At 67.1% G+C, this 12,355-nt stretch carries 11 protein-coding genes; 9 read left to right on the top strand and 2 right to left on the bottom strand.

Annotated elements, in window-relative coordinates:
* Together sfsA and N878_RS01205 are read right to left on the bottom strand one after the other, a co-directional pair.
* On the bottom strand, window positions 1-503 hold a 503-nt coding region (gene sfsA, locus N878_RS01200; protein ID WP_021441856.1), incomplete at its 3' end, for a DNA/RNA nuclease SfsA.
* Entirely contained in the window at window positions 493-1,674 is a 1,182-nt protein-coding gene (locus tag N878_RS01205) for a pyridoxal phosphate-dependent aminotransferase (protein WP_021441857.1), read from the bottom strand. The genes N878_RS01205 and sfsA, both read right to left, overlap by 11 nt.
* Window positions 1,675-1,900: 226 nt before the next feature.
* Between N878_RS01205 and dksA the strand changes: the two genes are divergently transcribed.
* The 9 genes from dksA to panC form a co-directional block, all read left to right on the top strand.
* Window positions 1,901-2,347, top strand: a complete 447-nt coding sequence (gene dksA, locus N878_RS01210) for an RNA polymerase-binding protein DksA (protein WP_021441858.1) — start codon at window positions 1,901-1,903, stop codon at window positions 2,345-2,347.
* Between the two features lie 59 nt (window positions 2,348-2,406).
* Window positions 2,407-3,291 (top strand): tRNA glutamyl-Q(34) synthetase GluQRS, encoded by an 885-nt coding sequence (gene gluQRS, locus N878_RS01215; RefSeq protein WP_021441859.1) that lies wholly within the window; start codon window positions 2,407-2,409, stop codon window positions 3,289-3,291.
* 149 nt (window positions 3,292-3,440) lie between these two features.
* Window positions 3,441-3,617, top strand: a complete 177-nt coding sequence (locus N878_RS28230) for a hypothetical protein (RefSeq protein ID WP_003244646.1) — start codon at window positions 3,441-3,443, stop codon at window positions 3,615-3,617.
* A 56-nt stretch (window positions 3,618-3,673) separates the two neighbouring features.
* On the top strand, window positions 3,674-6,628 hold the full coding sequence (locus N878_RS01225; RefSeq protein ID WP_021441860.1) for a sensor histidine kinase: 2,955 nt from the start codon (window positions 3,674-3,676) through the stop codon (window positions 6,626-6,628).
* A 33-nt stretch (window positions 6,629-6,661) separates the two neighbouring features.
* On the top strand, window positions 6,662-8,092 hold the full coding sequence (locus N878_RS01230) for a sigma-54 dependent transcriptional regulator (RefSeq protein WP_021441861.1): 1,431 nt from the start codon (window positions 6,662-6,664) through the stop codon (window positions 8,090-8,092).
* 692 nt (window positions 8,093-8,784) lie between these two features.
* On the top strand, window positions 8,785-10,182 hold the full coding sequence (locus N878_RS01235) for a polynucleotide adenylyltransferase PcnB (protein WP_021441862.1): 1,398 nt from the start codon (window positions 8,785-8,787) through the stop codon (window positions 10,180-10,182).
* Window positions 10,179-10,667, top strand: a complete 489-nt coding sequence (folK, locus tag N878_RS01240) for a 2-amino-4-hydroxy-6-hydroxymethyldihydropteridine diphosphokinase (protein ID WP_031302545.1) — start codon at window positions 10,179-10,181, stop codon at window positions 10,665-10,667. The genes N878_RS01235 and folK overlap by 4 nt, the downstream gene beginning before the upstream one ends.
* A 305-nt stretch (window positions 10,668-10,972) precedes the next feature.
* A complete protein-coding gene (gene panB, locus N878_RS01245) occupies window positions 10,973-11,773 on the top strand; it encodes a 3-methyl-2-oxobutanoate hydroxymethyltransferase (protein ID WP_021441864.1) in 801 nt (266 codons plus the stop codon).
* On the top strand, window positions 11,770-12,355 hold a 586-nt coding region (gene panC, locus N878_RS01250; protein ID WP_021441865.1), incomplete at its 3' end, for a pantoate--beta-alanine ligase. The genes panB and panC, both read left to right, overlap by 4 nt.

Genomic DNA, 12,355 nt, shown 5'->3' on the forward strand with positions numbered 1-12,355 from the left:
AGCGCGGCCAGCTCGCGCAGGTGCCTGGCGCCGCGCGCGGTCACCGCATCGGGAAAGGCCGCCACATCCGTGCCATCGAAACCCAGGGTCACGTTCTTGACCTCGACATAGGCCGGGCCGTCGGCGTAATCCAGGCGAAAATCGGCGCGGCTGTTCTCCACCCCGTAGGGCACCTCGCGCTTGAGCGCAACGAAACCGGCCAGCTCGGCGATCAGCCCGGCGCGCAGCGCCTCCTCCACCAGCGCATTGGCCCGCGCGGTATTGATGCAGGCCAGGCGCCCCTGTGGCGTTTCGCTCAGCTCCCAGCTACCCGGCAGCTTGCGTTTGGGGTCGTTGCTGCGGCTGAACCACACCCGGCAGCCCGCGCTCATGCAGTTGAGCATCGAGCCGGTGTTGGCGCAGTGGATGGTCAGCGCCTCGCCGCTGACGCTCTCGATATCGGCGAGAAAGCGCTTGTAGCGGCGCAGCAGCCGCCCCGCCTCCAGTGGCGGATCAAAGCGCATCGGGGTTCCAGCTGCTCAAGCCGCGGGCGATGCGCTCGACCGCCTGCTCCAGGCGCTCGAGGTTCTGCGTATAGGCGAAGCGCACATGATGGCCGGCCTGGTGGCGGCCGAAATCCAGCCCCGGGGTGAAGGCCACGTACTCGGTCTCGATGAAGTGGCGACAGAAGGCGAAGGCGTCGCCGCCGAAGGCCGAGATGTCCGCGTATAGATAGAAGGCGCCTTCAGGCTCCACGGCGATACCGAAGCCCAGCTCGCGCAGCGCCGGCAGCAGGTAGTCGCGGCGGCGCTGGAACTCGTGGCGGCGCTCTTCGAGAATCGCCAGGGTGGCCGGCTGGAAACAGGCCAGCGCGGCATGCTGGGCCATGGACGGCGCACTGATGTAGAGGTTCTGCGCCAGTTTCTCCAGCTCGGGCACCGCGTTTTCCGGCGCCACCAGCCAGCCGAGGCGCCAGCCGGTCATGCCGAAATATTTGGAGAAACTGTTGAGCACGAAGGCCTCGTCGTCCACTTCCAGCACGCTGGCAGCGTCACAGCCGTAGGTCAGGCCGTGGTAGATCTCGTCCACCACCAGATGGCCGCCACGCTGCTTGAGGCAGGCGGCCAGCGCCGCCATCTCGTCCTTGTGCAGCAGGGTGCCGGTAGGGTTGGCCGGCGAGGCGACCAGCGCGCCGACGCTGTCCGAATCCCAATGCCGCTCCACCAGTTGCGGGGTCAGCTGGTAACGCACCTCGGGGCCGACCGGCACCAGTTGCGCGGCACCTTCCACCAGGCGCAGGAAATGGCGGTTGCAGGGGTAACCGGGGTCGGCCAGCAGCCAGTGCTTGCCCGGGTCGACCAGCAGGCTCGCGGCCAGCAACAGCGCGCCGGAGCCACCGGGCGTTATGAGGATGCGTTCAGGGTCTATGCTTAGCCGATGTCGCGCGGCGTAGAAGTCGGCGATGGCCTGGCGCAGGGCCGGCACACCGCGCGCCGCGGTGTAGCGGGTGTGGCCGGCGGCCAGCGCCGCCTGCCCGGCCTCGACTATGGGCGTGGCAGTGGTGAAATCCGGCTCGCCGATTTCCAGGTGGATGACATCGTGGCCGGCGGCCTGCAGTTCGTTGGCCCGCGCCAGCAAGGCCATGACGTGAAAGGGTTCGATGGCGCGACTGCGCGCACTGTAGAGCTGAGCCATGGGCCTGCCTTGCGAGGTTTCGAGGCGCGGATTCTAGCAGGGCTCGACAAAACCACGGATGGGCTTCGAGCTTTTGTGTACGAGGGCGGCAAACCATGGACAACCGGGAGTAGCGCACCCCGATTCGATCTGGTAAGTTCGCCCGCTTGCAGCCGCAGGGCCGAGTTCGGATCGGCAATGGACATAACCTGCGCAGTGGATTCGAGAGAGTGAGAGGCGGTCATCCATGCCCACCAAAGAAAAAGCAAAGAGCACTAGCCAGCTGGTTCGCGGTTTCCAGCCCTACGAAGAGAAGAAGGGCGAGGAATACATGAGCGAGCCGATGCGCGCTCACTTCACCGGCATCCTCAACAAGTGGAAGCTGGAGCTGATGCAGGAAGTCGACCGTACCGTGCACCATATGCAGGACGAAGCGGCCAACTTCCCCGATCCGGCCGACCGCGCCAGCCAGGAAGAAGAGTTCAGCCTGGAACTGCGCGCCCGCGACCGCGAGCGCAAGCTGATCAAGAAGATCGACGAGACCCTGCAGCTGATCGAAGACAACGACTACGGCTGGTGCGACTCCTGCGGCGTGGAAATCGGCATCCGCCGCCTCGAAGCCCGCCCCACCGCCACCCTGTGCATCGACTGCAAGACCCTGGCGGAAATCAAGGAAAAGCAGATCGGTTCCTGAACCGACGACGGGGCGCCTAGGCGCCCCGCTCTGTTTCTGCCCTTCACGCTGCGCCAGCGATGAACGACTCCTATATCGGGCGCTTCGCCCCCACCCCCAGCGGCTACCTGCACTTCGGCTCGCTGGTCGCCGCCCTCGCTTCCTACCTCGACGCCCGCGCCGCCGGCGGTCGCTGGCTGCTGCGCATGGAAGACCTCGACCCGCCGCGGGAAGTGCCCGGCGCCCAGGACGCCATCCTGCGCACCCTGGAAACCTACGGTTTCGCCTGGGACGGCGAGCTGGTGTACCAGCGCGATCGGCATGCCGAGTACGCCGCGGTGATCGAGCGGCTGCTGGCTCAGGGCCTGGCCTATGCCTGCACCTGCTCGCGCAAGCAGTTGGCCGGGCACGGCGGCATCTACCCCGGCACCTGCCGCGATGCCGGCCACGCCGAGCATGGCGCCGCCATCCGCCTGCGCGTGCCGCAGCTGGAATACCGCTTCGTCGACCGCGTGCAGGGCGAGTTCGGCCAGCAGCTGGGACGCGAGGTAGGCGATTTCGTCATTCGCCGCCGCGACGGCCTGTTCGCCTACCAGCTCGCCGTGGTGCTGGACGACGCCTGGCAGGGGGTGACCGACGTGGTACGCGGCGCCGACCTGCTCGACTCCACGCCACGCCAGCTCTACCTGCAGGAACTGCTCGGGCTGCCGCAGCCGCGCTACCTGCACGTGCCGCTGATCATCCAGCCCGACGGCCACAAGCTGGGCAAGAGCTACCGCTCGCCGCCGCTGCCCGCCGAACAGGCCGGCCCCCTGCTGCTGCGCGCCTTGCGCGCCCTGGGCCAGCAAGCGCCCACCGAGTTGCAGGGCGCCGCGCCCGCCGAGCTGCTGGCCTGGGGCATCGCCCACTGGGACGCCAGCCGCATTCCGCGCAGCCGCACCCTGGCCGAGGCGCAGCTGCGCTGACAACCGCGTAGGCTGCGCTACGCGCACCGAGGCCGTATGCCCGGTCTTCATAGAAGGTGCGCGCGGCGCAGCCTACATACGGCCTCAAGTTTGTGGCTTGCACCGCGTGCCTTCCTTTACCATCGCCGCATCCCCCGACGAGATGCCGCATGTATATCTACCGATTGGTTCTGATCCTGGTGGTGGGGATCTACCTGTTCTCCCCGGCCATCATGGACTGGTGGATCGACCCCAATGGCGCCTGGTACCGGCCCTACCTGCTGTGGCTGATCCTGATCGTCGTCACCTTCATCCTGCAGAGCCAACGCGATGCCGATGAACTCTGACTCGAACCGGCGCCCCTCGAGCGCTCCCCCTTATCCCCATTCGCAGAGCCAACGCGATGCTGACGAGCTTTAGCCTGAGCGAGCTGATCCTGATCAGCGCCGGCTACCTGTTGATCCTGTTCGGCGTCGCCTGGGTCAGCGAACACGGCCTGATTCCGCGCTGGATCATCCGCCATCCGCTGACCTACACCCTATCGCTGGGCGTCTACGCCAGCGCCTGGGCCTTCTACGGCACGGTGGGCCTGGCCTATCAGTACGGCTACGGCTTCCTCGCCAGCTACCTGGGGGTGTCCGGCGCCTTTCTGCTGGCGCCGGTGCTGCTCTACCCGATCCTGCGCATCACCCGCACCTACCAGCTGTCGTCGCTGGCCGACCTGTTCGCCTTCCGCTTTCGCAGCACCTGGGCCGGGGTGCTGACCACCCTGTTCATGCTGATCGGCGTGCTGCCGCTGCTGGCCCTGCAGATCCAGGCGGTGGCCGATTCCATCGGCATCCTCAGCCGCGAGCCGCTGCAGGAGAAGGTCGCGCTGAGCTACTGCGGGCTGATCATCCTGTTCACCATCCTGTTCGGCGCCCGCCATATCGCCACCCGCGAGAAGCACGAAGGCCTGGTGTTCGCCATCGCCTTCGAGTCGCTGGTCAAGCTGGTGGCCCTCGGCGTGATCGGCTGGTACGCGCTGTACCAGGTGTTCGGCGGCCCGCGCGAGCTGGAGATGTGGCTGGTGCAGAACCAGGCCGCACTGGCGACCCTGCACACGCCGCTGCAGGAAGGCCCCTGGCGCACCCTGCTGCTGGTGTTCTTCGCCTCGGCCATCGTCATGCCGCACATGTACCACATGACCTTCACCGAAAACCTAAACCCGCGCGCCATGGTCAGCGCCAGCTGGGGCCTGCCGCTGTTTTTGCTGCTGATGAGCCTGGCGGTGCCGCTGATCCTCTGGGCCGGACTCAAGCTCGGCGCCACCACCAACCCGGAATACTTCACCCTGGGGCTGGGCATCGCGGTGAACAGCGAGGCGCTGGCGCTGCTGGCCTACGTCGGCGGCCTGTCGGCCTCCAGCGGGCTGATCATCGTCAGCACCCTGGCGCTGTCGGGCATGGCGCTGAACCACCTGGTGCTGCCGCTGTACCAGCCGCCGGCCGAGGGCAATATCTACCGCTGGCTGAAATGGACGCGGCGCGCGCTGATCGCCTTCATCATCATGGCCGGCTACGGCTTCTACCTGCTGCTCGGTGCCCAGCAGGACCTGGCCAACCTGGGCATAGTCGCCTTCGTCGCCACCCTGCAGTTCCTCCCCGGCGTGCTCTCGGTGCTGTACTGGCCGACCGCCAACCGCCGCGGCTTTCTTGCCGGACTGCTGGCCGGCATCGGCGTCTGGGCGCTGACCATGCTGCTGCCGCTGCTGGGCAACCTGGAAGGCTTCTACCTGCCGCTGTTCAACGTCATCTACGTGCTCGACGATGCCAGCTGGCACCTGGCGGCCATCGCCTCGCTGGCGGCCAACGTGCTGGTGTTCACCCTGGTGTCGCTGTTCACCGAGGCCAGCCCCGAGGAAAAGAGCGCCGCCGAGGCCTGCGCGGTGGACAACGTGCGCCGCCCGCAACGCCGCGAGCTGGTGGCGGTGTCGCCGCAGGAGTTCGCCGCCCAGCTGGCCAAGCCGCTCGGCGCCAAGACCGCCCAGCGCGAGGTGGAACAGGCCCTGCGCGATCTGCACCTGCCGTTCGACGAGAGCCGCCCCTATGCCCTGCGCCGCCTGCGCGACCGCATCGAGGCCAACCTCTCCGGGCTGATGGGCCCCAGCGTGGCGCAGGACATAGTCGAGACCTTCCTGCCCTACAAATCCGGCAGCGAGGGCTATGTCACCGAGGATATCCACTTCATCGAGAGCCGCCTGGAGGACTACCAGTCGCGCCTCACCGGCCTGGCCGCCGAGCTCGACGCGCTGCGCCGCTACCACCGCCAGACCCTGCAGGAACTGCCGATGGGCGTCTGCTCGCTGGCCAAGGATCAGGAGATCCTGATGTGGAACCGGGCCATGGAGGAACTCACCGAGATTCCCGCGCAGCGCATCGTCGGCTCGCGCCTGTCGGCGCTGGCCGAGCCCTGGCAGGGCCTGCTGCAGACCTTCATCGAACTACCCGACCAGCACCTGCATAAGCAGCACCTGGCCGTCGACGGCCAGATCCGCTGGCTCAACCTGCACAAGGCGGCCATCGACGAGCCGCTGGCGCCGGGCAACAGCGGCCTGGTGCTGCTGGTCGAGGACCTCACCGAAACCCAGCTGCTGGAAGACAAGCTGGTGCACTCCGAGCGCCTGGCCAGCATCGGCCGCCTGGCCGCCGGGGTGGCCCACGAGATCGGCAACCCGATCACCGGCATCGCCTGCCTGGCGCAGAACCTGCGCGAGGAGCGCGAAAGCGACCCCGAGCTGATCGAGATCAGCGGGCAGATCCTCGAGCAGACCAAGCGCGTGTCGCGCATCGTCCAGTCGCTGATGAGCTTCGCCCACTCCGGCAGCCACCAGCGCAGCGAGGAGCCGGTGTGCCTGGCCGACGTGGCCCAGGACGCCATCGGCCTGCTGTCGCTGAACAAGCGCAACTTCGACATCCAGTTCTACAACCTCTGCGACCCGCAGCACTGGGCCGAGGGCGATCCGCAGCGCCTGGCCCAGGTGCTGATCAACCTGCTGTCCAATGCCCGCGACGCCTCGCCGCCCGGCGGCGCCATCCGCGTGCGCAGCGAGGCCAGCGAACACACCGTCGACCTGATCGTCGAGGACGAAGGCAGCGGCATTCCCAAGGCGATCATCGACCGCCTGTTCGAGCCGTTCTTCACCACCAAGGACCCCGGCGAGGGCACCGGGCTGGGCCTCGCGCTGGTCTATTCGATCGTGGAAGAGCATTATGGGCAGATAACAATCGACAGCCCGGCCGACCCCGAGCGCCAACTCGGCACTCGTATTCGGGTCACCCTACCGCGGCATGTCGAGGCGACGTCCGTAGCGATGTAACTAGCGACCAGAGACCGTCGAGAGACCGAATTGATGCCACATATTCTTATCGTCGAAGACGAAACCATTATCCGCTCTGCCTTGCGCCGCCTGCTCGAGCGCAACCAGTACCAGGTCAGCGAAGCCGGCTCGGTACAGGAAGCCCAGGAACGCTACGGCATTCCCGGCTTCGACCTGATCGTCAGCGACCTGCGCCTGCCCGGCGCGCCCGGCACCGAGTTGATCAAACTGGCCGAGGGCACCCCGGTGCTGATCATGACCAGCTACGCCAGCCTGCGCTCGGCGGTGGACTCGATGAAGATGGGCGCGGTCGACTATATCGCCAAGCCCTTCGACCACGACGAGATGCTGCAGGCCGTGGCGCGCATCCTGCGCGATCGCCAGGAAGCCAAGAGCGCGCCAGCCGCGGCCAGCGCCAGCAGCCCACGTAACGGTGGCAGCGAAAAGGTCGTGGACAACGCCAACGGCGAAATCGGCATCATCGGTTCCTGCGCCGCCATGCAGGAGCTCTACGGCAAGATCCGCAAGGTCGCTCCCACCGACTCCAACGTGCTGGTGCAGGGCGAGTCCGGCACCGGCAAGGAGCTGGTCGCCCGCGCCCTGCACAACCTGTCAAAGCGCGCCAAGGCGCCGCTGATCTCGGTCAACTGCGCGGCGATTCCGGAAACCCTGATCGAATCCGAGCTGTTCGGCCACGAGAAGGGCGCCTTCACCGGTGCCAGCGCCGGTCGCGCTGGCCTGGTTGAGGCGGCCGATGGCGGCACGCTGTTCCTCGACGAGATCGGCGAACTGCCGCTGGAGGCCCAGGCGCGCCTGCTACGCGTGCTGCAGGAAGGCGAGATTCGCCGGGTCGGCTCGGTGCAGTCGCAGAAGGTCGACGTGCGCCTGATCGCCGCCACCCACCGCGACCTCAAGACCCTGGCCAAGACCGGCCAGTTCCGCGAAGACCTCTACTACCGCCTGCACGTCATCGCCCTCAAGCTGCCCGCCCTGCGCGAGCGCGGCAGCGACGTCAGCGAAATCGCCCAGGCCTTCCTCGCACGCCAGTGCACGCGCATGGGCCGCGAGCCGCTGCGCTTCGCCCAGGACGCCGAGCAGGCCATCCGTCACTACCCCTGGCCGGGCAACGTGCGCGAGCTGGAGAACGCCATCGAGCGTGCGGTGATCCTCTGCGAGGGCGCGGAAATTTCGGCCGACCTGCTGGGCATCGATATCGAGCTGGACGACCTGGACGACGACTTCGGCCTGCCAGCGGCTGCCGGGCAGAGCAGCAGCAACAGCCACGAGCCCACCGAAGACCTGTCGCTGGAGGACTATTTCCAGCACTTCGTGCTCGAGCACCAGGACCACATGACCGAGACCGAACTGGCGCGCAAGCTCGGCATCAGCCGCAAGTGCCTGTGGGAACGCCGCCAGCGCCTGGGCATCCCCCGGCGCAAATCCGGCGTGACCAGCGGCCCTTGACCGCGCGCGCCGGGTGACAACCGACCTGCGCGCAGGTTCCGCGGGTTGTTACCGAATCAATATCTCGTAACAAAAGCCGGGTCTAATGGTAACGAAAACCCGGCTTTTTTCTCCCTTCCGATCGACCCCCACCTGCCGCAAACCCTTGATTTACAAGGAATCGCAAAAACTGGCACGGCATCTGCTTTATCTCTGGCACAACAACAATAACAAGCAAAGCCCCACACAATAAGAACAAGACGTAACGACTCCAAAACAACAAGAACAACAAGATGGAGGCGCAGCTAACTGATTCTTTTGGAGAGGAGTTGCCCTTGGGGTTCGCCCCACGACCAGGCCGAGAACAATAAAACTGCCCCGAGGCAGCACCCGTACTGGTTGGATCACGCAAGTGTCATGGCAGCATCAGCGTCCAAAGAAATCCGTTTGCTATTGGCTCCCGCTTTCAGGGAGCACCCAACCGACCACGGTCGTTTGGGAAGGGCGAAACAACAAAAACAACGCGCCCTCAATAACAATAAAAACGAAGCACGCACCAACTTGGGGGGGAGCTTAGGCTCCCCCAGTAGCTTCCGCTCCCCGGATCCCCGCCTGCCGCTCTACACACCTTCTCCCGACACGATGCTAGAATCCGCAGCAATCATGCGGTCATCGTTTCGTCTGGCCGGTCATTTCTCCACACAGTGCATCCCATGCTGAAGAAGCTGTTCAAGTCTTTCCGCTCGCCCCTGCGCCGCGCGCAGCGCCCGCGCAGCACCCCCGAGGTGCTGAGCAGCCGGCAACACCCGATCAACCGCAACGAAATCAGCCGCCATGCCATCAGCGTGGTCGAACGCCTGCAGAAGGCCGGCTACCAGGCCTACCTGGTCGGCGGTTGCGTGCGCGACCTGCTGCTGGACATCGAGCCCAAGGATTTCGACGTGGCCACCAGCGCCACCCCCGAGCAGGTGCGCGCGGAGTTCCGCAACGCCCGGGTGATCGGCCGCCGTTTCAAGCTGGTCCACGTGCATTTCGGCCGCGAGATCATCGAGGTCGCCACCTTCCGCGCCAACCACCCACAGGGCGACGACGAAGAGAACAGCAACCTGGCGGCGCGCCACGAGAGCGGGCGCATCCTGCGCGACAACGTCTACGGCAGCCTGGAGGACGACGCCCAGCGCCGCGACTTCACCATCAACGCGCTGTACTACGACCCGTCCCAGGAACACATTCTCGACTACGCGCGCGGCATGCACGATGTGCGCAACCATCAGGTGCGGCTGATCGGCGACCCCGAGCAGCGCTACCTGGAAGACCCGGTGCGCATGCTCCGCGCGGTGCGCTTCGCCGCCAAGCTGGACTTCGACATCGAGAAGCACAGCGCCGCGCCGATCCGCCGCCTGGCGCCGATGCTGCGCGACATCCCCGCCGCGCGCCTGTTCGACGAGGTGCTCAAGCTGCTGCTCGCCGGCTACGCCGAATACACCTTCGACCTGCTGCTTGAGCACGACCTGTTCGCCCAGCTGTTCCCGGCCAGCGGCGAGGCGCTCAAGCGCAACCCCGAGTACACCGAGCGGCTGATCCGCCAGGCGCTGATCAACACCGACGAGCGCATCGCCCAGGGCAAGTCGGTGACCCCGGCCTTCCTCTTCGCCGCGCTGCTCTGGCCGGCCCTGCCGGCCCGCGTGCTGCAATTGCAGGACAAGGGCATGCCGCCGATCCCGGCGATGCAGGAAGCCGCCCACGAGCTGATCGCCGAGCAGTGCCAGCGCATCGCCGTGCCCAAACGCTTCACCATCCCGATCCGCGAGATCTGGGACATGCAGGAACGCCTGCCGCGGCGCAGCGGCAAGCGCGCCGACCTGCTGCTGGACAACCCGCGCTTTCGCGCCGGCTACGACTTCCTGCTGCTGCGCGAGCATGCCGGCGAGGACACCGGCGGCCTCGGCGACTGGTGGACCGACTACCAGGACGCCAGCGACAGCCAGCGCCGGCAGATGATCCGCGACCTCGCCGGCAAGCCCGAAGCAGCCGGCAACGCGCCGCGCAAACGCCGGCGCAGCAGCGGTCGGCGCAAGCGCGACGACGCGGGCAGCGTCGGCGAGGAATGATGGAGCGGGTCTATATCGGCCTCGGCAGCAACCTGGCCGAGCCGCTGCAGCAGCTGCGCGATGCCCTCGCCGCGCTCGCCCAGTTGCCGGATACCAGGCTGCTGGCCCACTCCTCCTTCTATGCCAGCGACCCGCTCGGCCCACCCGACCAGCCGCGCTACGTCAACGCCGTGGCGGCGCTGGACACGGCGCTGCAACCCTGGACGCTGCTCGACGCCCTGCAGCGTATCGAGCAGGAACAGGGCCGCGTGCGCAAGGCCGAACGCTGGGGGCCGCGCACCCTGGACCTGGATATCCTGCTGTTCGGCGAACGCTCGATCGCCGACGAACGCCTGACGGTGCCGCACTACCATATGCACGCGCGGCCCTTCGTGCTCTACCCCCTGGCCGAACTCGCCGCCGAGCTGCAGCTGCCCGATGGCCGCCGTCTGAGCGAACTGCTGGCCGCCTGCCCCTTCACCGGCCTGGAACGCCTGGCCGAGTAGCGCGGATGACATCCGGGGATTTCCCGATTGCATCCGCGGCGACTCTGCAGCCATGCATCACGGATTTCCTCCAGGCACTCCCCCTGACCCTGGGCGCAAGCCCGCGCCCGCTCTAGCGTCCGCCTCGCTCGCGCGCATTGGCGGTAACGCCAGTAACAGCCGGGTAACACCTGCAATTGACTTCGCCTGCCCCCATCAGGACTATAGGCGTCCCGTCGCCCGCCGCCGGGCGCACCTTTATGCCAATCCAGGCCGGATTGCCGCCGCTTAGAAGCCGCGACCGAGCCTGAGCGAGGACCCTTGAAATGCCTGACGTTACCCTGACCACCCTGCAGAGCCTCAAGCACAGCGGTGCCAAGATCGCCATGCTGACCTGCTACGACGCCACCTTCGCCCAGGCCGCCTGCCAGGCCGGGGTCGACGTGCTGCTGGTCGGCGATTCCCTCGGCATGGTGCTGCAGGGCCACGACAGCACCCTGCCGGTCAGCGTCGAGGAGATGGCCTACCACACCGCCTGCGTCAAACGCGGCAACCAGGGCGCGCTGATCATCACCGACCTGCCCTTTATGGCCTACGCCACCACCGAGCAGGCGCTGGCCAACAGCGCCCGGCTGATGCAGGCCGGCGCCCATATGGTCAAGCTGGAGGGCGCCGGCTGGTTGGCCGAGCCGATCCGCCTGCTGGCCGAGCGCGGCGTGCCGGTGTGCGCGCACCTGGGCCTGACCCCGCAGGCGGTGAACATCCTCGGCGGCTACAAGGTGCAGGGCCGCCAGGAGGCCCAGGCGCGGCAGATGCGCGCCGACGCCATGGCTCTGGAACAGGCCGGCGCCGCCATGCTGCTGCTCGAATGCGTGCCCAGCGAACTGGCCGCGGAAATCAGCCAGGCGGTGAAGATTCCGGTGATCGGCATTGGCGCAGGCCCTGCCACCGACGGCCAGGTGCTGGTGCAGCACGACATGCTCGGCCTGTCGCTGTCCGGCCGCGCGCCGAAGTTCGTGCGCAACTTCATGGACGGCCAGAGCAGCATCCAGGGCGCCCTCGCCGCCTACGTCCAGGCGGTCAAGGACGGCAGCTTCCCCGCCGCCGAACACGGGTTCTCGGCATGAACACGGTCAAGACCCTGCGCGAACTGCGCGCCGCCGTCGCCCAGGCCCGCGCCGAGGGCAAGCAGATCGGTTTCGTGCCGACCATGGGCAACCTGCACGCCGGCCACGTCTCCCTGGTGGAGACCGCCGTCCAGCGCGCCGACTTCGTGGTCGCCAGCATCTTCGTCAACCCGCTGCAGTTCGGCGCCGGCGAGGACCTGGCCAGCTACCCGCGGACTCTCGCCGCCGACCAGGAAAAACTCTTGGCCGCCGGCTGCCACCTGCTGTTCCACCCGGACGTGGCGGAAATCTACCCGCACGGCATGGCCGACCAGACCCGGGTGATAGTGCCCGGCGTCTCCGAAGGCCTGTGCGGCGCCAGCCGTCCCGGCCACTTCGAGGGCGTGGCCACGGTGGTGACCAAGCTGTTCAACATGGTGCAGCCGGATCTGGCCGTGTTCGGCGAGAAGGACTACCAGCAACTGGCGGTGATTCGCGCCCTGGTGCACGACCTCAACATGCCGATCCAGATCATCGGCGCGCCGACCCAGCGCGCCGAGGACGGCCTGGCGCTGTCCTCGCGCAACGGCTACCTCGACGCCG

The organism is Pseudomonas sp. EGD-AK9 (assembly GCF_000465935.2).
Lineage (GTDB): Bacteria > Pseudomonadota > Gammaproteobacteria > Pseudomonadales > Pseudomonadaceae > Aquipseudomonas.

Excerpts from the sequence above, each read along its gene's own strand:
- N878_RS01205 (WP_021441857.1), bottom strand. The coding sequence starts at position 1,674 with ATGGCTCAGCTCTACAGTGCGCGCAGTCGCGCCATCGAACCCTTTCAC.
- dksA (WP_021441858.1), top strand. The coding sequence starts at position 1,901 with ATGCCCACCAAAGAAAAAGCAAAGAGCACTAGCCAGCTGGTTCGCGGT.
- gluQRS (WP_021441859.1), top strand. The coding sequence starts at position 2,407 with ATGAACGACTCCTATATCGGGCGCTTCGCCCCCACCCCCAGCGGCTAC.
- N878_RS28230 (WP_003244646.1), top strand. The coding sequence starts at position 3,441 with ATGTATATCTACCGATTGGTTCTGATCCTGGTGGTGGGGATCTACCTG.
- N878_RS01225 (WP_021441860.1), top strand. The coding sequence starts at position 3,674 with ATGCTGACGAGCTTTAGCCTGAGCGAGCTGATCCTGATCAGCGCCGGC.
- N878_RS01230 (WP_021441861.1), top strand. The coding sequence starts at position 6,662 with ATGCCACATATTCTTATCGTCGAAGACGAAACCATTATCCGCTCTGCC.
- N878_RS01235 (WP_021441862.1), top strand. The coding sequence starts at position 8,785 with ATGCTGAAGAAGCTGTTCAAGTCTTTCCGCTCGCCCCTGCGCCGCGCG.
- folK (WP_031302545.1), top strand. The coding sequence starts at position 10,179 with ATGATGGAGCGGGTCTATATCGGCCTCGGCAGCAACCTGGCCGAGCCG.
- panB (WP_021441864.1), top strand. The coding sequence starts at position 10,973 with ATGCCTGACGTTACCCTGACCACCCTGCAGAGCCTCAAGCACAGCGGT.